Origin of the sequence: Micromonospora sonchi, assembly GCF_014646235.1 — a bacterium.
GTDB lineage: Bacteria > Actinomycetota > Actinomycetes > Mycobacteriales > Micromonosporaceae > Micromonospora > Micromonospora sonchi.
In genome coordinates, this window is the sequence record NZ_BMNB01000004.1 from 169,035 (window position 1) to 187,696 (window position 18,662).

The window sequence follows — 18,662 nt, forward strand, 5'->3', positions numbered from 1 at the left end:
GCGGCGCTATCCTCCTTCGGTGGATGCTCCGAGAACAGGAACCGATGTCGGCATGGTTGGAATGGTGCTGGCGGCCGGAGCCGGCCGTCGACTGCGCCCGTACACCGACACCCTGCCCAAGGCGTTGGTGCCGGTGGACGGCGAGATCACCATCCTCGACATCGCATTGCGCAACTTCGCCGAGGTAGGGCTCACCGACGTGGTGGTGGTGGTCGGCTACGCCGCGGACGCCGTCCGCGAGCGCCAGGACGACCTGGAGCAGAAGTACGGCGTCACGCTCACCCTCGTGCACAACGACAAGGCCGAGGAGTGGAACAACGCGTACTCCCTCTGGCTGGCCCGCGACTGGTTCGCCCGCGGGGTACTGCTGGTCAACGGGGACACCGTGCACCCGGTCAGCGTGGAGAAGACCCTGCTGGCCGAGCGCGGTCCCGGCGTCCTGCTGGCGATCGACACCATCAAGCCGCTGGCCGAGGAGGAGATGAAGACCACCTTCGACGCCGCCGGCCAGCTCACCCGGATCACCAAGCTGATGGACCCGGGCGAGGCGTACGGCGAATACATCGGGGCGACACTGATCGAGCCGCACGTCGCCGACGCCCTCGCCGACGCGCTGGAGGCGACCTGGCGGCGCGACCCGGACCTCTACTACGAGGACGGGTACCAGGAGTTCGCCGACCGTGGTGGCGAGGTGCGGCCCGCCCCGATCGGTGACGTCGCCTGGGTGGAGGTCGACAACCACGACGACCTGGTCCGGGCGCGGGAGATCGCATGCCGCTACTAGCGCGTACGGTCACGACCCCGCTGTCGATCGAGGTCCGCCGGGGTGCGGTCGCCGACCTCGGTGCCCTGCTGGCCGACCGGCGGATCTCCGGCGGCGGCGACGTGGCGGTGGTGGTCGGCCCAGGGCAGGGCGAGAAGGTCGTCGAGCTGTGCCTGCCGTCACTCGGGTCGGCCGACGTGTTCACCGTCGCCGGCGGCAGCGTCGACTCCGCCAACGAGTTGGGCGACAAGCTTCGGCGCCGGCACTACGACGCGGTCATCGGCATCGGCGGCGGAAAGACCATCGACACCGCCAAGTACGCCGCCACCCGGTACGGCATCCCGATGGTCACCGTGGCGACCAGCCTCGCCAACGACGGCATCGCCTCCCCGGTGGCGTCCCTGACCCACGAGGGCGGCAAGGGCTCGTACGGCGTGCACATCCCGATCGCCGTCCTGGTCGACCTGGATTTCGTCGAGAACGGACCGGACCGACAGACCCAGGCCGGCATCGGCGACGCGGTGAGCAACCTGAGCGCCTGCGCCGACTGGGAACTGGCCCATCGGGTACGCGGCGAGCCGATCGACGGGCTCGCCGTGACCCTGGCCCGGACCGGGGCGGAGGCGCTGGTCAACCACCCGGGCAAGATCACCGACGACGCGTTCCTCACCACGCTGGCCGAGGCGCTGATCCTGGGCGGCATCTCGATGTCGATCTGCGGCTCCAGTCGGCCGGCCAGCGGCGGCGACCACGAGATCTCGCACGCCATCGACCACCTGTTCCCGGGCACCGGCTCGCACGGGGAGCAGGTCGGCCTCGGCGCGCTGTTCTGCACCTTCCTCCGTGGCGACCGGGAACGGTTCGGCCAGCTCGCCCGCTGTCTGCACCGACACGGCCTGGCCACCCGGCCGGGCGACCTCGGGCTCACCGACGAGCAGTTCGTCGAGGCGGTGGCCTTCGCGCCGAACACGCGCCCGGACCGCTACACCATCCTCGAACACCTCGCGTTGCCCGCTGACGCCCTTCGTACCCGGCTGGGAGACTACGTTGACGCCCTCCGTGAGCACCTTGGCTGACCCGTCCCGCCCCACGGTCGCCGACTTCCACCGGGTCAATCGGGGCGGCGGCCTGTTCAGCGAGTCGGTCAGCCAGTGGATCGGCGCGGTCTTCGCGCTGGTCGCCCAGCGACTCGGGCTGCGCCCGACCGCGCTGACCATCACCAACCTGGTGCTCGGGCTGGCCGCCTCGGTCACCGTGGTCGCCCTCGCCGGCCCGGTCGCCGCCGGGGACGTACCGGCCTGGGTGGTCGGCCTGGCCGCCCTGGTCGGCTGGCAGATCGCGTACGCCCTGGACTGCGCCGACGGTCAGCTGGCCCGGGTGACCGGCCAGGGCAGCGCGGCCGGCGCCCGGGTCGACGTGCTCTGCGACGTGGCCGCCCAGATCGCCCTGGTCGCCGCCCTGTCCGCGGTGGCGGTGGCACAGCGTCCGTCGACCCCGACCTGGCTGGTGGCCACCTTCGCCGGCACCTGGATGGTCAACCTGGTCACCTCGGTGATGCAGTCCGGCCCCAACGCGGCCAGCATGGTCACCTCGACCAGCCTCCCCGTACGCCTGATCAAGCTGATCCGCGACTACGGCGCCGTCATCTTCGTCGCCGCCCTGGTCCTGGCCCTCGCGCCGGCCCTCGTGTTCTGGGTGATCGTGGCGTTCACCGTGGTCAACGGCGGCTTCCTGCTGGCCAGCATCGCCTTCTCCGCCCGCGCCAGCCTCCGCTGAATTGCACCCCGCACCCCCGCCCCGTTGATCATGAGGTTAGCGGCAGTTGAGGAGATCGACTTCGCCGCTAACCTCATGATCAACCAAGTTCGGCTCCCGCCTGGTGGGCGGGTGGTTCAGGGGTGCCGCCGCCTCGATCGCTCAAAGAGAGAAAATGCCTCGACTCCCGAGGTGGGAGTCGGGGCACTTCACGGGAGGTAGCGCTAGTTGCTCTTGAGGGAGTCGACGAACCTGCGCCAGTCCTGGGCGTCGAAGGCCAGCGCGGGACCAGTCTTGTCCTTGCTGTCCCGAACGGCGACAACGCCGGGGATGTTGTCCGCAACCTCGACGCACTGGCCGTTGCTCTGGCTCTTGCTGCTCTTGCGCCACTTCGGCTCCACGGCCGCCCCTCCTTCTGCTACGTCAGGCTCCTGGCCACGTCGGCGATCAGCTGACGAGACTTCGTTGAGCTGAGGGCCGAGCTGTGCAGGTGTGTATACGCCAGGGTAACCCTCCGCATGTCCTCTTCACGCTCCAGATACACGTCACCGGCGAAGCTCTCGACGTAGGCGACCGGGGTGTGAACGGCTTCCGGGAACTCCAGGATGGCGACCGAGCCGAGCATCCCCGGGTGGGCTCCCTCGCTGTAGGGCAAGACCTGTATGTCGATGTTGTCGCGCTTGCTCATCTCGACCAGGTGAAGGAGTTGCTCCCGTAGCACCTCCCGTCCGCCTACCTCACGGTGGAGTGCGCTTTCGTCAATGATCGTCCAGAGATTGAGCAGTGGCTCCTCGGTGAGGCACGCCTGTCGCGCCATCCGCACCTGGAGCCGCTTCTCTCGCTCGGCTGCCGCCTCGGTCATCCGCTGTTGATCGAAGATGGCTCGGGCGTACCGCTCGGTCTGGAGTAGGCCCGGCACGGCGGCCAGTTCGAAGTTCCGCACCGCCGTCGCGGCGGACTCCAGCCCGATATACACGCTGTACGGGTTTGGAAGTTGGCCGAACTTCGCCCACCAGCCCCGCTCCTTGCCTTGGCGCTGGAGGTCCAGCGTAGTCTGCCGGACCCGGTCGTCGTCGACTCCGTACCGCGTCAGCATCACGATCACGTCGGCCCGGCTGACGCCGACGTCGCCGGACTCGATCTTGTAGACCTTGGATTCCGAGCAACCCAGCTCTGCCGCGATCTCCTTGTGTGAAACGCCGGCTGCCTCGCGGAGCCTGTGCAACTCCCGGCCGAGCTGCCATCGCGCGATCGTCGGGCCGCTTGCCCTCGCCACGTCTACCTCCAGGGTCGTGAACACCGCCAGTGTTCTCCTCTCCACCTCCGAGATCAAGGTGCGCGCAGCGAAGTGCAATCGTCCATGGAAACTTTCCATGGAACTCTAGACTTCTCGGATAACTCTTGTCACTCTCTGTTTGGAAGCTGCCACGTTCGGGAGGCTCGATGGCTCGGCACGCGAAAAACCCGATGCACCTCGGTCTGCTGCGGAAGCTCTGTCCACTCAAGCGCCTTCGAGCGAGCCCACTCGACCGCCTCGGTCCGGCAACGATCTATCCGGAGCGGGCAGGGGTATACCGGGCCATAGGCGCGGCACAGGCGGCCTACCTGCCGGAACGGCCGTTGCTGACCCGCGCTGGGGACTACCGGGCGGGATGCTGGTCGTGACGGCACGGCGAACGCCCCACCTGATCAAGCACGCCTGGTACGTCCTCGAATACCACCGGCATCACCGCTGCGAGCGCTGCACGGCCAGTGGCTGGTGCCCTGAGGCTCACATCGCGCGCACCCGGATCACGGCATGGCATCGGTTCCGACAGAGGTAGCCGGGCTCAGGGCCGGCGACCTCATTCACCTCACCCGAGCCGCCAGCGTCCAGTTCCGTACGCCGATCATGTTTCGCCTCATCCGGGTTCTCGACCGGCCGACGTACCACGGGTGGGTCTGGCTCGACGGATACGAGTTGGACAAGAAGGGCGACGCGGTCACCCGCCGAGAAGTCTTCGTCCAGCACGCCGGAATCCAGAAGCTCAATCCACCGGCTCCTGCTCCCCGGCGAGGTGGTCGTCAACCTGCCGACTCAAGGCAGCAGGGCAGGTCGGCTACGGATGCGCGGCGAGCTGGCAATCCATCCACACATCCTCACCGGAGGTAGATCATCATGTCGGAGCCACCCACGCAGGCGAACCCCATCGACTGGGAATCCACCCAACGGCTTCCCGCGCCGCCTCCCGACAACGCGACCCGGGCCTGGGTCGGCGACCTGGTCCACGACGAGGACGCCGCTCAGCCGGGCATCGTCACCGACGTCCTCAGCGAGACGATCTGGGTGCTGCGACCAGAGGTCGGCTCCGGAAAATGGGTCTGCATGAATCCCGAGCGGCTGACCGTCATCACTCCCCGGGCAGAGCGGGTCGGCAAGCCCGCGCCACTTGATCATGACAGGGGCATACCCTGTGAAGCCAAGTCTGACGCGACGCCATGGGGACGAGGCACGTGATAACCGGTGAACTGAAGAGCAAGATCGACCGCGTCTGGGACGCCTTCTGGTCGGGCGGCATTTCGAACCCGCTGGAGGTGATCGAGCAGATCACCTACCTGCTCTTCATCAAGAGGCTGGACGAGATGGAGACGCGGGAGCTGGCGAAGGCGGAGCGCTTCCCGAACGCCCCGGTCACGCTGCGGTTCCGGCTGGACCAGCAAGAACTCCGCTGGTCCAACTTCAAGGGTCGGGACCCGGAGACGATGTACAAGATCGTCACCCACCAGGTTTTCCCGTACCTTCAGACGCTCGGTAGCGACGGGTCGACGTACTCGCACCACATGAGGGACGCCCGGTTCACCATCCCCAGCGCGGCGCTACTCGGCCGCGTGGTCGACATGCTCGACAACATCCCGATGGAGGACCGGGACACCAAGGGCGATCTCTACGAGTACATGCTCAGCAAGATCGCCACGGCCGGACACAACGGACAGTTCCGCACGTCCCGGCAGATTATCCAGTTGATGGTCGCGATGATGGCCCCGACCCCGAGCGACGAGGTCTGCGACCCGGCCTGCGGCACCGCGGGCTTCCTGGTCGAGGCCGGCGAGTACGTACGACGCACCCACCCGAACGCGCTCCTCGACGCGAAGCAGCGGGAGCACTTCCACGAGAGCATGTTCCACGGCTTCGACTTCGACGGCACGATGCTGCGGATCGGCAGCATGAACATGCTGCTGCACGGCGTGGACAGCCCAGACATCCGCTACCGCGACTCACTGGCCGAGAACGTCAGCGGGGAGTCCGAGAAGTACTCGCTGATCCTGGCCAACCCGCCGTTCGCCGGCAGCCTCGACTACGAGAGCACGTCCAAGGACCTCCAGCGAATCGTCAAGACCAAGAAGACCGAACTGCTCTTCCTCGCCCTCTTCCTCCGGCTCCTCAAGCCCGGCGGCCGGGCGGCCGTCATCGTGCCAGACGGCGTGCTCTTCGGATCAAGCAAGGCGCACAAGGAGCTACGCCGCATGCTGGTCGAGGACCAGAAGCTCGACGGGGTGGTAAAGCTGCCCAGCGGCACCTTCAAGCCCTACTCGGGCGTCTCCACGGCGATCCTGCTCTTCACCAAGACCAACAGCGGCGGGACCGACAACGTCTGGTTCTACGAGGTGACCGCCGATGGCTGGAGCCTGGACGACAAGCGAACTCCGCTGCTGCCTGCCGAGAAACTCGGGCCGGTGTCAGGCGTGGCGCTGACCGAGGACGAGCACGCGAAGAACAACCTGCCGGACGCCCTGGCGCGGTGGTTCCGCCGGGACAGCGACGAGTTGCAGCGGGCGCGGACCGAGCAGAGCTTCTGCGTATCCAAGGCCGACATCGTCGAGCAGGGCTACGACCTCAGCCTCAACCGCTACAAGAAGGTCGTCCACGAGGAGGTCGAGCACCGCTCGCCTCTTGACATCCTGGCCGACCTGGAACGCGTGGAGTCCGAGATCCAGCAGGGCATGTCCGACCTGAAGGCGATGCTCGGATGAAGACGCTCCCCCCTCACTGGAAAACCGTTTCCCTCGACTCCATCGCAGATGTTCGGCTTGGTCGGCAGAGATCTCCGAAGAACCACACCGGTGATCAAATGCGGCCCTACGTAAGAGCAGCAAATGTCGGTTGGCGTGGACTACTGCTCGACGACGTTAAGTCCATGAACTTTACCGATGCTGAAATGAGAATCTACCGACTCCAAGAGGGAGATCTGCTACTCAACGAGGCATCGGGAAGCCCTGCAGAGGTGGGCAAGCCAGCGCTGTGGCGCGGGGAGATCCCAAACTGCGCCTTCCAAAATACCTTGATACGCGTGCGACCGAACGACGTAATGCCCGAATATCTATTGCACTTCTTTCTTCAGCAGTCGGCCACTCGGAAATTTGCTGCAGCGTCGCGTGGAGTGGGAATCTACCACCTTGGCCGCGAGACTCTAGCTCGATGGCAAGTTCCAGTTCCTCCTCCAGAGGAGCAACGAAAGGTCGTGGAGGTGCTGGATCGGGCGGACGAGCTGCGCGCCAAGCGGCGCGAAGCGCTCGCCCACCTCGACGCCCTCACCCAGTCCATCTTTCTCGAAATGTTCGGCGTCCCACGAATTAACGCAAAGGGCTGGCCATCCTTCCCGCTATCGTCGCTAGTTTCCCCGGGAGACCGGATCAACTATGGTGTAGTCCAGCCAGGAAATAACGAGGACGGTGGGGTCCCGCTGGTAAGGGTCGGTGACCTTACCGACGGACGAGTCAACCGCTCCTCCTTGAAGCACATCAGTCCCGCGATCGAAGCTCAGTACAGTCGCTCACGACTTCGCGGGAACGAGATCCTCGTGAGCTGCGTAGGTTCAATCGGAGTGGTTGCGCTTGTCGAACCAGATGACGTGGGTTCCAACATCGCGCGAGCCGTCGCACGGGTGCCCCTTAAAGATCAGAAAATGCGCCCTTACGTAGCCGCCTACCTACAGACTCGAACTGTGCAGGACTACTTCACCAATGAGCTTCGAACGGTCAGTCAGCCGACGCTCAACATCAAGCAGATCAGTGAGACACAGATTTTGCTGCCCCCTCCTGAATTGCGTCATGAATTTGCCGAGCGCGTCAAGTCCGCCGAGAGAATGAAGACGGCACATCGGACGAGTCTGGTGGAACTCGACGCGCTGTTTGCGTCGTTGCAGGATCGGGCTTTCCGGGGGCTGCTCTGATGTGAGACGATCGACGGCTGTCCACTGTGGGGGTAGACGTCGATGAGCAACTTCGCGTTCCTGCGGGCCGAGTGGCCGGACCTGCTTGACGAGGCCCTGCGGGCCGAGCGACTTGCTGTCGCCGACCCGCGGGGCTCGTGCTTCTATGCCCGGCGCACTCTGGAACTTGCGCTCGGCTGGCTCTTCGACGCCGACGCGACGCTCAGACGGCCGTATCGGAATGATCTCTCCGCGAAGATCCACGAGCCGACGCTGCGCAACCTGGTGGGCCCCGGCATCCAGGCCAAGATGAACATCATCCGTAAGCAGGGCAATCGGGCCGTGCACGAGCGGACGCCGGTGACGGAGAAGGAGTCGGAGCCGGTCCTGCGGGAGCTGTTCCATGTCACGTACTGGATTGCCCGGCGCTACACCCGCGATCCGGCACAGGTTCCGCCGAGCGCCCTTGCCTTCGACGCCAGTCTGATCCCCGAGCAGGATTCCTCCCAGGTGCGGCAGCGGACCCAGGCCGACCTGAAGGCGCTCGCCGACAGGCTTGCCGCCCAGGATGCGGCGCTGGCCGCCGAGCGGGAGCGGTCCGCCACCCTCGACGCCGAGTTGGCGAAGCTGCGTGCCGAGATCGCCGCCGCGAAGGCCGCCAACGAGGCCCGCCCCGACGATCACGACTACGACGAGGCGCAGACCCGCGAACTCTTCATCGATCTGCTGCTGAAAGAGGCCGGCTGGCGGCTCGACGGCCCGGATGATCGCGAGTTCGAGGTGACCGGGATGCCCAACGCCACGGGCATCGGGTACGTCGACTACGTGCTCTGGGGTGACGACGGGAAGCCGCTCGCGGTGATCGAGGCCAAGCGCGCCCGGCGGGACGCCACCGTCGGCCAGCAGCAGGCCAAGCTCTACGCCGACTGCCTGGAGCGGCGGTACGGCCAGCGGCCGGTCATCTTCTACACCAACGGCTACGACATCTGGCTCTGGGACGATCTTGCCTACCCGCCCCGCCCGGTGCAGGGCTTCTACACCAAGGATGAGCTGGCGCTCCTGATCCAGCGGCGGAGCATCCGCGAGTCGCTTGCGGGCGTACCCATCAAGGCGGAGATCGTCGAGCGGCACTACCAGCACCGGGCGATCCGGAAGATCGGCGAGGCGTTCGAGCGGGACCGGCAGCGCCAGGCGCTCGTGGTGATGGCCACCGGCGCCGGCAAGACGCGTACGGTGATCGCCCTGGTGGACCTGCTGATGCGGGCCAACTGGGTCAAGCGGGTGCTATTCCTCGCCGACCGCAACGCGCTGGTCACCCAGGCCGTCAACGCGTTCAAGGCACACCTGCCCAGCGCAGCCACGGTCAACCTGGTGACGGAGAAGGACGCCGAGGGCCGGGTGTACGTCTCGACGTACCCGACCATGATGGGCCTGATCAACCAGACCGTGAGTGGCGGACGGCGCTTCGGCCCCGGCTACTTCGACCTGGTCATCATCGACGAAGCGCACCGGTCGGTGTACCAGAAGTATCGGGCGATCTTCTCCTGGTTCGACAGCCTCCTGGTCGGGCTCACCGCGACCCCGCGCAACGAGATCGACCGCAACACCTACAGCCTGTTCCAGCTTGAGGACGGCGTGCCCACCGACCACTACGACCTCGACGAGGCGGTCAGGGAGGGCTACCTCGTCCCGCCGCACGCGTTCTCCGTGGAGACCGACTTCCAGTGGCGCGGCATCCGCTACGACGACCTGAGCGAGGAGGAGAAGGACGAGTGGGACTCACTCGACTGGGGTGACGACGGGCCGCCGGACAGCGTCGAGGCGGAAGCGGTCAACAGGTGGCTGTTCAATGCCGAGACCATGGACAACGTCCTGAAGACGCTGATGGAACGCGGTCACAAGGTGGCGGGTGGGGACCGGATTGGCAAGACGATCATCTTTGCCCGGAACCAACTTCATGCCGACTTCATTCAGAAGCGGTTCGACCTGGCCTACCCGGCGCACGCCGGGCACCGGGCCCGGGTCATCACTCACAAGACCGAGTATGCGCAGAACCTCATCGACAACTTCTCGCAGTCGGAGAAGGACCCGCACATCGCGATCTCGGTGGACATGCTGGACACCGGCATTGACGTGCCTGAGGTCGTCAACCTCGTCTTCTGCAAGCCCGTACGGTCGAAGTCTAAGTTTCTCCAGATGATCGGCCGGGGCACCCGGCTCTGCAAGGACCTCTACGGTCCGGGGCAGCACAAAGAGAACTTCCTCGTCTTCGACTTCTGCCGGAACTTCGAATACTTCAACCAGAACCCGGAGCAGGCGGAGCGGAAGCTGGGAGTGTCGCTGACCGAGCGGCTGTTCAAGGCCCAGCTCGACCTCATCCACCGCCTCGACAAGCGTCTTCCCACCGACGCCGGCCCAGAGACGGAGGCTGACGGGACGCAGAGCGAGGCGGGCCTGCGCTGGGACCTGGCCCGCGACCTGCACGGCCGGGTGGAGACCATCCATCTCGACAACTTCGCCGTACGCCCCAAGCGGAAGCTGGTGGAGCACTACCTCGACTTCACGCGCTGGCACCGGCTCAGTCGGGAAGCCGTGGACGAGATCGGCGGCAATCTCGCCGGCCTGCCCACCGCCAAGCTCGACGAGGACGAGGCGGCCAAGCGGTTCGACCTGCTGGTGTTGCGCCTCCAGCTCGGCCAGTTCGAGGTCGTACCCGACTACGAGAAGCTGCGCCAACAGGTGCAGACGATCGCCTCGACGCTGCTGGAGCAGACCAGCATTCCGGCGGTCCGCGAGCAGCAGCGGCTCCTCGACGAGGTGGCCGGTGACGAGTGGTGGCAGGACGTGACCCTGCCGATGCTGGAGTTGATGCGCCGCCGCCTGCGCGGGCTGGTCCGGCTGATCGAACGCGCCAAGCGGGCCATCGTCTACACCGACTTCAGCGACGAGCTGGGGGAAATCTCGGTCGTCTCACTGGACAACATCAGTATCGGCACGAACCTCGAGCGGTTCCAGGCCAAGGCCCGCATATACCTGCGCGCCCACGAGGACCACCTGGCGTTGCAGAAGCTTCGCCGCAACAAGCAACTCACCCCGGCCGATCTGGACGAGTTGGAATGCATGCTCGTGGCCAGCGGCGGCGGCGCTGCGGAAATCGAGGAGGCCCGCCGCTCGGCCAACGGGCTCGGGCTCTTCGTCCGGTCGTTGGTCGGCCTCGACCGGGAAGCGGCCTACGAGGCGTTCAGCGAGTTCCTGGTTGACCGCACCCCCACGGCGAACCAGATCAGCTTCCTCGAGCTGATCGTCGCCCACCTGACGCAGAACGGTGTCATGGAGCCCATGCGGCTCTACGAATCCCCGTTCAGCGACATCGCCCCGACCCCGGAAGCGATCTTCCCCCTCGCCGACGTGGCTCGCCTGGTCACGATCCTCGACTCCGTCCGAGCCACCGCCGCCCCGGCCGGTGAGGTGGCCTAGCCCACCCTTTGCCTAACGTCGATCATGAGGTTAGCGGCAGTCGAGGAGATCAAGACCGCCGCTAACCTCATGATCAACCAGGTTGGCGGCCGGTAGCGGGCCGGAACGGTGCCGATCAGGGTCGGGCGACGCCCGCGTACACGTCGATGAGGCGTTTGGTGACCACGTCGGGGTGGAAGGTGCGCTCGTAGCGGGACCGGGCAGCGGTTGAGAGCGCGGCGGCGCCGGCGGCGGCCACCGGCAGCGCGGCGGCCAGCGCGGCCGGCTCCGGAGGCACCACCCAGCCGGCCTCTCCGGTCTGGATTCCGGTGGGCAGGGCGCTCACTCCAACAGCCGGCTCGGCTCCGCTGGCGGGTGCGGAGGCGACGGCGGCCGGGCCGGTGCCGGCGGGTTCCCGGGGGGTGTCCGCGCCGACCAGGTACGGGATGCCGCCGAGCGCGGTGCCGAGCACCGGCCGGCCGCTGGCCAGCGCCTCGATGATCACCGTGGGCAGCACGTCGTGCCAGGTGGAGGTGGCCAGCACTGCGGCGCTCGCGGCCAGGGCGGCGCGTACGCCCGCCCGGTCCAGCGAACCGAGGTACGTCACGTCGGCGCGCTCGGCCGCCGCCGCCTCGACCAGCGGGCGCAACTCGCCGTCACCGGCGACCCGCAGTGGCCCGAGCGCGCCGTCCGGGTGCCGCCGCCACGCCTCCAGCAGCAGGCCGAGCCCCTTTTCCGGGGAGAGCCGGCCGAGGAAGAGGAAGCCCTGACCGAGCGGCGGCGGGGTGCCGGGGTCGGGGATGCCGTTCGGTTTCACGACGATCCGCTCATCGGGGATCCCGTAGTCGCGCAGATGGTCGGCGACGGCGCTGGTCAGGGCGATGTACCGGTCCACCGACTTCCAGGTGCCCCGGTGCACGGCCAGCGTGGTGGCCATCAGCGCGCTCTGCGCCCGCGACCCCCGGTAGCAGCGGTGCACCACCGCCGGCACCCCCAGGGCCCGGCCCCGGCAGTCCTGACAGATCTGGCCGTCGCGGAAGTACAGGCCGGAGGAGCAGACCTGGCGGTAGTTGTGCACCGTCTGCACCACCGGCACGCCGTGCCGGTGGGCGGTCCGCACCACCCAGGGCGAGAGCAGCGGGTACGGGTTGTGCAGGTGCAGCACGTCCGGCCGGTGCTCGGTGAGCAGGCGGGCCAACTCCTGCTGGGCCCGGGGCGCGTAGATCGGCGAGATCGGCAGCAGTGCCTTCGCCGTCGCCGGCATCGAGGCGATCTCGTCGGAGCTGCGCAGGAACGGCAGCACCTCCACCCCGGCCGCGGTGAGCTGGGCGATCTCCGCGTCGACGATGGTGTTCTCACCGGAGGGCTGAGCTTCCCGGTACCGGTTGTGCGCCACCACGATTCTCACGGGAAGGAAGGCTACCGTTGGATGGTGCCCGAACTACCGGAGGTGGAGGCGCTCGCGGGTTACCTGCGGCAGCGCGCGGTGGGCCGCCGCGTCGACCGGCTGGAGATCGCCGCGATCAGCGCCCTGAAGACGTACGATCCGGCGCCGACCGCCGTCACCGGCCGGGCGGTGACCGACGCCCGACGGCACGGCAAGTTCCTCGACGTCGTCTTCGACGGTGGGCTGCACCTGGTGGTGCACCTGGCCCGGGCCGGCTGGCTGCACTACCGCGAGGCGTTCGCCTCGACCGTCCCGCTTCGTCCGGGCAAGGGGCCGATCGCGCTCCGGGTCCGCCTCGACGACGGCTCCGGCTTCGACCTGACCGAGGCCGGTACGCAGAAGAAGCTCGCCGCCTACCTGGTGACCGATCCGCAGGCGGTACCGGGCGTGGCCAAGCTCGGGCCGGACGCGCTCGCTGCCGATCTGGTCACCTTCGCCGGTGCGTTGCGCAGCCGCCGGGGGCAGGTGAAGGGGGCGCTCACCGACCAGGCGGTGCTGGCCGGGGTGGGCAACGCGTACTCCGACGAGATCCTGCACGCGGCGAAGCTGTCACCGTTCGCGCTGACCAATCGGCTGACCGACGAGCAGATGGCGACCCTGCACGCGGCGGCCCGGCGGGTGCTCGGCGACGCGGTGACCCGTTCGCTGGGGCAGCGGGCCGCGGAGTTGAAGGGCGAGAAGCGCTCCGGGCTCAAGGTGCACGCGCGCACCGGCCTGCCCTGCCCGGTCTGCGGCGACACCGTCCGGCAGGTCTCGTTCGCCGACTCCGACCTCCAGTACTGCCCGACGTGCCAGACCGGGGGCAAGCCCCTCGCTGACCGACGGTTGTCCAGACTCGTACGGTGAGTAACACCACTCGCCGATTACGGAGCGGAATCGGACGCCGGGTGCACAACCACCGGTCCGCCGCTCTACCCGGGCCGCCATCCATCGGTATAGTGGCCCGGTCCCGGCTTCCGAATGGCGTGGAGCCGGCCAGATGCCAGGCGAAGACGAGCCCGCCGCGCAATGTCCCTCGGGGCCGGCGATGCGACGGATTCCGCGTGGAAGACTGGAACGGTGGGCGACCCGAGCCCCTCACAGTGAGTGAGCGGCGCGTGTCATGCGGGAGGACATGGGTGAGGTGACGACTAGCCTCCAGCGCCCGGTAACCAACGAAGGCCGGAGCAGACCCGTGCGGCACGTCGACAGCTTCGAGATCCAGCCGCCGAATCAGCCGTCCCACAACGGCGTACCCCGGTCGGCTTGGGCCCGGGCCCGGCGACGCGTCTCCCGCTGGCACCGCCCCTACACCGCGATCCTGCTGCTGCTGGACTTCGCGGGGGCGGCCTTCGCCAGTTACACCGCGATCCACAGCTTCGACCAGGCCACCGCGGGCTTCTACAACGCCCAGAACGACCCGACCTGGTTCTTCACCGTCGCCTTCCTGCTGCTGCCGCTGGGCTGGCTGGTCATCCTGTGGTTCAACGGCGCCTACGACCGGCGTTGCCTCGGGCTCGGCCCGGACGAGTTCAAGCGGGTCATCCGGGCCGGCGTGGCCGTCTGCGCGGCGGTCTCCTTCATCGCCTTCGCCACCAAGACCGACCTGTCCCGGTTCACCGTGGGCACCGCGCTGCTGATGGCCCTGCTGCTGATCCTGTTGGGCCGGATCCTGGCCCGGTTCGTGCTGCACGTGGTCCGCCGCAACATCCAGCAGGCGGCGCACCGGATGGTGCTGGTCGGCACCCTGCCCGAGTGCCTGGAGGTCTACACGGCGGTCACCCGCAACCCCTCCGCCGGGCTGGTGCCGGTGGCCATCCACATCACCGACGGCTACGCGGCGGCCAAGGGAGTGCAGACCCCGGTCCCGGTGTACGCCGGCCGCGACATCCTGGCCCTGGTACGGGAGGTCGGTGGCGACACCATCGCGGTCTGCGGCTCGGCCAGCGCCGAGCCGGGCGAGCTGCGCCGGCTCGCCTGGCAGCTGGAGGGCTCCGGCGTCGACCTGGTGGTGGCTCCGCAGCTGACCGACATCGCCGGGCCCCGGGTGCACATCCGCCCGATCGAGGGCCTGCCGCTGCTGCACGTCGAGGAACCGACCCTGTCCGGGCCGGCGCTGCTGGCCAAGAGCGTGATGGATCGGGTCGGCGCCGGCCTCGGCCTGCTGCTGCTGTTCCCGGTCTTCGTCGCCATCGCCATCGCGATCCGGATCTCCGACCCGGGTCCGGTCTTCTTCCGCCAGCCCCGGGTGGGGCACGAGGGACGCACGTTCCGGGTGTGGAAGTTCCGGACCATGTACGTCGACGCGGAGGACCGGCTGGCCAGCCTGGTCGACCAGAACGAGACCGACGGCATGCTGTTCAAGATGAAGCAGGACCCCCGGGTCTTCCCGGTGGGCCGTTTCCTGCGCGCCTCCTCGCTCGACGAGCTGCCGCAGCTGATCAACGTGCTCAAGGGCGAGATGTCGCTGGTCGGCCCGCGACCGCTGCCCGCCGACGACGGTGACTTCCTGGGCGACGTGCGGCGTCGACTGCTCGTCCGCCCCGGCATGACCGGGTTGTGGCAGGTGTCCGGCCGCTCCGACCTGTCCTGGGACGAGGCGGTACGGCTCGACCTCTACTACGTCGACAACTGGTCGCTCGCGTACGACCTGAGCATCCTGTGGCGGACGGTGGGTGTGGTGGTGGCCCGCAAGGGCGCCTACTGACCGTCCCCCGGTCGCCTCTTCCGTCCCGGGCCACGGACCAGCAGGATCATCGGCGTGGGTGGCAACCTCTCCGCGATCATCGGAGTCTTCTCGCTGGTCACCGTTCTGGCCTCGGCCCTGGTCGCGGTCGCCCGGCTCCGTGGCCGCCGCAGCATCGCCACTCCCGGCCAGCGAGCCACCTACGAGGTGCTGCACACCGCCGGGTTGGCCGCCGAGCCGCTGCGCGCCGGGCTGACCCCGGCCAGCGCGGCGAAGGCTGCCCGTCACCTGCGCACCCTGGTCGGCGCCGACGGACTTGCGCTGACCGACACCGACGACCTGCTCGCTCTCGACGGGCAGGGCGCGCACCACAGCGAGCAGTTGGGGGCGGCGGCCCGGCGGGTGGTCGCCTCGGAGCGGTCCACGGTGCTCGCCGAGTCCGAACTCTCCTGCGACCGGCTCGACTGTCCGGTCCGGGGGGCGGTGGTGACGCCGTTGGCGGGCGCGGAGGGCCGGATCGCCGGCGCGCTGGTCGCGGTCACCGACGGCGTACCCGCGCCGGGTCTGGTGCAGGCCACCCTGGAGACTGCGCACTGGGCCGGCAGTCAGCTCGCCCTGGCCGAGCTGGACTCGTCCCGGGAGCGGCTGGCCCGGGCCGAGGTCCGCGCGTTGCGGGCACAGATCAGTCCGCACTTCATCTACAACGCGCTGACCGCGATCGGCTCGTTCGTCCGCACCGACCCGGAACGGGCGCGGGAGCTGATCCTGGAGTTCGCCGAGTTCACCCGCTACTCGTTCCGGGCCCACGGCGAGTTCACCACGTTGGCCGAGGAGCTGCGCTCGATCGACCGCTACCTGACCATCGAGCGGGCCCGGTTCGGCGACCGACTCCAGGTGCGTCTCCAGATCGCCCCCGAGGTGTTGCCGGTGATCCTGCCGTTCCTGTGCCTGCAACCGTTGGTGGAGAACGCCGTCCGGCACGGGTTGTCGCGCAAGCCCGGCACGGGCATGGTGTGCATCGAGGCTCGGGACGCGGGCGCCGAATGCCACATCACGGTGGAGGACGACGGAGTGGGAATGGATCCGGGCACGCTGACCGCCGGAATCGCCGAGTTGGCCGGGAACACCGGCGACCCGGGGGACGACCCCGGCCAGCACGTCGGTCTCTCGAACGTGGACGAACGACTCCGGTCGGTCTTCGGGGACGGCTTCGGCCTGGTCGTGGAGACGGGTCTGGGTTCGGGTACGAAGGTGAGCATGCGGGTGCCGAAGTTCCATCCCGGCGTACGGGCCAGTTCGTGAGCAGCAACGGCGGTGCGACGGGTTTCCTGCGCGTGCTGGCCGTGGACGACGAGCCACCGGCGCTGGACGAGTTGGCGTACCACTTGCGAGCCGACCCGCGGGTGGCCCGGCTGCACACGGCCGGCGACGCCACCGAGGCGCTGCGGCTGCTCCGCGACGGCGACGTGGACGTGGTCTTCCTGGACATCCGGATGCCCGGCCTGGACGGCATGGAGCTGGCCCGGGTGCTGCGTCGCTTCGCCCGGCCACCGGCGATCGTCTTCGTCACCGCGTACGACGACGGCGCGGCGGACGCCTTCGACCTGGGTGCCACCGACTACGTCCGCAAGCCGGTACGCGCCGAGCGGCTGGCGGAGGCGCTGCGGCGGGTGGTCGGCTCGCGGGTGGTGCCGTCGCACCCGGCCGCGCTGGCCCGCGCCGAGGAGGATCCGACGATCCCGGTGGAGTTGGCCGGCAGCACCCGGATGCTGCCCCGATCGGCGGTGCGCTGGGTGGAGGCGCAGGGCGACTACGCCCGGCTGCACACCGCAGAAGGCTCACATCTGGTCCGGGTGTCCCTCGCGACGCTCGCCGAGCGGTGGGCCGACGCGGGTTTCGTCCGGATCCACCGGTCGTACCTGGTGCAGCTCCGGCTGATCGCCGAGCTGAGACTGGTCAACTCCGGGTACGTGGTGGTGGTCGACGGCACCGAGCTGCCGGTGAGCCGGCGGCACACCCGGGAGCTGAAGGACAAACTGGTCCGCGCCGCCAAGCAGACGTGGAGCCGCTGAGGGTCCCAGCGGTCTAATCACCGCCCCGCGAGCAACCGCCGGGCAGCACGGTGACCCTCCGCATCCCGCGAGGTGGCGTCGTCGACAGCGCTGCCGCCAACCACTGCTCTTCGCAGGGATGCTTAACCCAGCACCGTCGCACAAGATGCCGCAACTCGTGATCCGAACACGAGATGCCGCAACTCGCGGCCTCAGCAGGCCCGAATACCCCGACATACCGCGACCTGCGCCGCCCACCGGACGGGGCACCCCGACATACCGCAACTCGTGCCCACCCGATCGGCCCGAACACCGCGACATACCGCAACCCGCGCCGCCGGTCAGCGTGTACTCGACCCGCGGCGGGACCATCGGCCGCTCGGGAGACGAGATCTTGGACAGTTTCCGTTCGCGAGGGTTCGCAGAGTAATAACACGTAGTTTTCCGGGTTTGCGGCCAGACACATCCCGAACAGGCGTCATGTCACCCTGACATATTCATGTCACTGTGACATCAGCATCCTGACGACCACCGCTCCCCGCACGCAGGCATCCCATCTCATGAAACGGCGATGCGCCAAGGCGAGAACGGCACGGTGAGGGAACAGCGCGGCGTCAATCCGGGCTGTCGCGGAGGCAGCGCGCGGCGCCAATCCGGGAGCTGTCCCGCAGGCATCGTGCTCGCCAGCTGACGGCAGCTGACGCGGGTGCAGGGTCACGGCCGAGGGCGGGAACCCGGCCGGTCCGGCCAGCGGCGCCGGGGCACCATCCACTGGGTTATCCACAGGCTCAGCGCGTTGTCCACAGGTTGTCCACAGCCCCTTGACATTCCCGGCGGGCTGACGAGACTGCCGGGAATGGTCGCCGAGGATCCCGTGCCGGCACCCCGCCGCCCCGAACCGTCCCGGGCGGCCGGCGAGCGGCACGTACCCGAGCCGACCCGAGCCGCTGCCGAGCAGCGACCCGGGTCGTCCGCGCGTACCCGGGTGGTGCTCGCCGAGGTGTCCCGGCCCAAGCACCGGGCCGGGGGCACCCGCACCGAGTTGACCCAGCAGACCCGGGTCGGCGAAGCCCTGATCCACGGCCTGGTCCGCGCCCAACTGGCCCTGGCCCTGCAACTGTCGGCGGTGGTCATGGTGGGGCTGGGTGGGCTGCCCTGGCTGTTCGCCGTCGCGCCCTCGGTCGGCCGGATGACGGTGCTCGGGGTCAACCTGCCGTGGCTGCTGCTCGGGGTGCTCTCCTTCCCGTTCCTGGTCGCGGTCGGCTGGACGTACGTGCGGTTGGCCGAACGCAACGAGCAGGACTTCACCGACCTGGTCCAGCGGCCGGAGCGCTGA

The 18,662-nt window shown here is 68.3% G+C and carries 16 protein-coding genes; 13 read left to right on the top strand and 3 right to left on the bottom strand.

Annotated elements, in window-relative coordinates:
• Positions 1-52 precede the first annotated feature (52 nt).
• Genes IEY61_RS06410 through IEY61_RS06420 form a run of 3 tightly spaced genes read left to right on the top strand, consistent with a single transcriptional unit; the run spans position 53 to position 2,539 of the window.
• Positions 53-784, top strand: a complete 732-nt coding sequence (locus tag IEY61_RS06410) for a phosphocholine cytidylyltransferase family protein (RefSeq protein ID WP_189041500.1) — start codon at positions 53-55, stop codon at positions 782-784.
• The gene (locus IEY61_RS06415; protein ID WP_189041501.1) at positions 772-1,839 is read left to right on the top strand and encodes an iron-containing alcohol dehydrogenase family protein; all 1,068 of its coding nucleotides are present in this window, start codon (positions 772-774) and stop codon (positions 1,837-1,839) included. The genes IEY61_RS06410 and IEY61_RS06415 overlap by 13 nt, the downstream gene beginning before the upstream one ends.
• Entirely contained in the window at positions 1,823-2,539 is a 717-nt protein-coding gene (locus IEY61_RS06420; RefSeq protein ID WP_189041503.1) for a CDP-alcohol phosphatidyltransferase family protein, read from the top strand. Before IEY61_RS06415 ends, IEY61_RS06420 begins: the two co-directional genes overlap by 17 nt.
• 203 nt (positions 2,540-2,742) lie before the next feature.
• On the opposite strand, the gene IEY61_RS06425 is transcribed toward IEY61_RS06420, so the two are convergent.
• Both IEY61_RS06425 and IEY61_RS06430 read right to left on the bottom strand, forming a co-directional pair.
• Entirely contained in the window at positions 2,743-2,919 is a 177-nt protein-coding gene (locus IEY61_RS06425) for a DUF397 domain-containing protein (RefSeq protein WP_189041505.1), read from the bottom strand.
• Positions 2,920-2,936: 17 nt separating this feature from the next.
• Complete coding sequence (locus IEY61_RS06430; RefSeq protein WP_189041508.1) at positions 2,937-3,818, bottom strand: helix-turn-helix domain-containing protein; 882 nt, start codon at positions 3,816-3,818, stop codon at positions 2,937-2,939.
• A gap of 498 nt (positions 3,819-4,316) precedes the next feature.
• Between IEY61_RS06430 and IEY61_RS31080 the strand changes: the two genes are divergently transcribed.
• The 5 genes from IEY61_RS31080 to IEY61_RS06455 are packed head-to-tail and all read left to right on the top strand — an operon-like array spanning position 4,317 to position 11,184.
• Entirely contained in the window at positions 4,317-4,670 is a 354-nt protein-coding gene (locus IEY61_RS31080) for a hypothetical protein (protein WP_229705726.1), read from the top strand.
• Between the two features lie 6 nt (positions 4,671-4,676).
• A complete protein-coding gene (locus IEY61_RS06440) occupies positions 4,677-5,015 on the top strand; it encodes a hypothetical protein (RefSeq protein WP_189041512.1) in 339 nt (112 codons plus the stop codon).
• On the top strand, positions 5,012-6,529 hold the full coding sequence (locus tag IEY61_RS06445) for a type I restriction-modification system subunit M (protein ID WP_189041514.1): 1,518 nt from the start codon (positions 5,012-5,014) through the stop codon (positions 6,527-6,529). The genes IEY61_RS06440 and IEY61_RS06445 overlap by 4 nt, the downstream gene beginning before the upstream one ends.
• Complete coding sequence (locus IEY61_RS06450) at positions 6,526-7,728, top strand: restriction endonuclease subunit S (RefSeq protein ID WP_189041516.1); 1,203 nt, start codon at positions 6,526-6,528, stop codon at positions 7,726-7,728. The genes IEY61_RS06445 and IEY61_RS06450 overlap by 4 nt, the downstream gene beginning before the upstream one ends.
• A gap of 42 nt (positions 7,729-7,770) precedes the next feature.
• Positions 7,771-11,184: a DEAD/DEAH box helicase family protein gene (locus IEY61_RS06455; RefSeq protein WP_189041518.1), complete on the top strand. Its 3,414-nt coding sequence runs from the start codon at positions 7,771-7,773 to the stop codon at positions 11,182-11,184.
• A gap of 115 nt (positions 11,185-11,299) precedes the next feature.
• On the opposite strand, the gene IEY61_RS06460 is transcribed toward IEY61_RS06455, so the two are convergent.
• Positions 11,300-12,571: a glycosyltransferase family 4 protein gene (locus IEY61_RS06460; protein ID WP_189041520.1), complete on the bottom strand. Its 1,272-nt coding sequence runs from the start codon at positions 12,569-12,571 to the stop codon at positions 11,300-11,302.
• 24 nt (positions 12,572-12,595) lie between these two features.
• On the opposite strand from IEY61_RS06460, the gene IEY61_RS06465 reads away from it, so the two are divergent.
• From IEY61_RS06465 to IEY61_RS06485, 5 genes are all read left to right on the top strand, one after another.
• Positions 12,596-13,456: an Fpg/Nei family DNA glycosylase gene (locus IEY61_RS06465; RefSeq protein WP_189041522.1), complete on the top strand. Its 861-nt coding sequence runs from the start codon at positions 12,596-12,598 to the stop codon at positions 13,454-13,456.
• Between the two features lie 268 nt (positions 13,457-13,724).
• Positions 13,725-15,296, top strand: coding sequence for a sugar transferase (locus IEY61_RS06470; protein ID WP_189041658.1), 1,572 nt, complete (start codon positions 13,725-13,727; stop codon positions 15,294-15,296).
• 54 nt (positions 15,297-15,350) lie between these two features.
• On the top strand, positions 15,351-16,577 hold the full coding sequence (locus IEY61_RS06475) for a sensor histidine kinase (protein ID WP_189041524.1): 1,227 nt from the start codon (positions 15,351-15,353) through the stop codon (positions 16,575-16,577).
• Positions 16,574-17,347 (top strand): LytR/AlgR family response regulator transcription factor, encoded by a 774-nt coding sequence (locus IEY61_RS06480; protein ID WP_189041526.1) that lies wholly within the window; start codon positions 16,574-16,576, stop codon positions 17,345-17,347. Before IEY61_RS06475 ends, IEY61_RS06480 begins: the two co-directional genes overlap by 4 nt.
• A gap of 835 nt (positions 17,348-18,182) precedes the next feature.
• A complete protein-coding gene (locus IEY61_RS06485) occupies positions 18,183-18,662 on the top strand; it encodes a DUF485 domain-containing protein (protein WP_229705727.1) in 480 nt (159 codons plus the stop codon).

Coding starts and splice junctions, on each gene's coding strand:
- IEY61_RS06410 (WP_189041500.1), top strand. CDS start 53: ATGGTTGGAATGGTGCTGGCGGCCGGAGCCGGCCGTCGACTGCGCCCG.
- IEY61_RS06415 (WP_189041501.1), top strand. CDS start 772: ATGCCGCTACTAGCGCGTACGGTCACGACCCCGCTGTCGATCGAGGTC.
- IEY61_RS31080 (WP_229705726.1), top strand. CDS start 4,317: ATGGCATCGGTTCCGACAGAGGTAGCCGGGCTCAGGGCCGGCGACCTC.
- IEY61_RS06440 (WP_189041512.1), top strand. CDS start 4,677: ATGTCGGAGCCACCCACGCAGGCGAACCCCATCGACTGGGAATCCACC.
- IEY61_RS06450 (WP_189041516.1), top strand. CDS start 6,526: ATGAAGACGCTCCCCCCTCACTGGAAAACCGTTTCCCTCGACTCCATC.
- IEY61_RS06455 (WP_189041518.1), top strand. CDS start 7,771: ATGAGCAACTTCGCGTTCCTGCGGGCCGAGTGGCCGGACCTGCTTGAC.
- IEY61_RS06470 (WP_189041658.1), top strand. CDS start 13,725: ATGGGTGAGGTGACGACTAGCCTCCAGCGCCCGGTAACCAACGAAGGC.
- IEY61_RS06485 (WP_229705727.1), top strand. CDS start 18,183: ATGGTCGCCGAGGATCCCGTGCCGGCACCCCGCCGCCCCGAACCGTCC.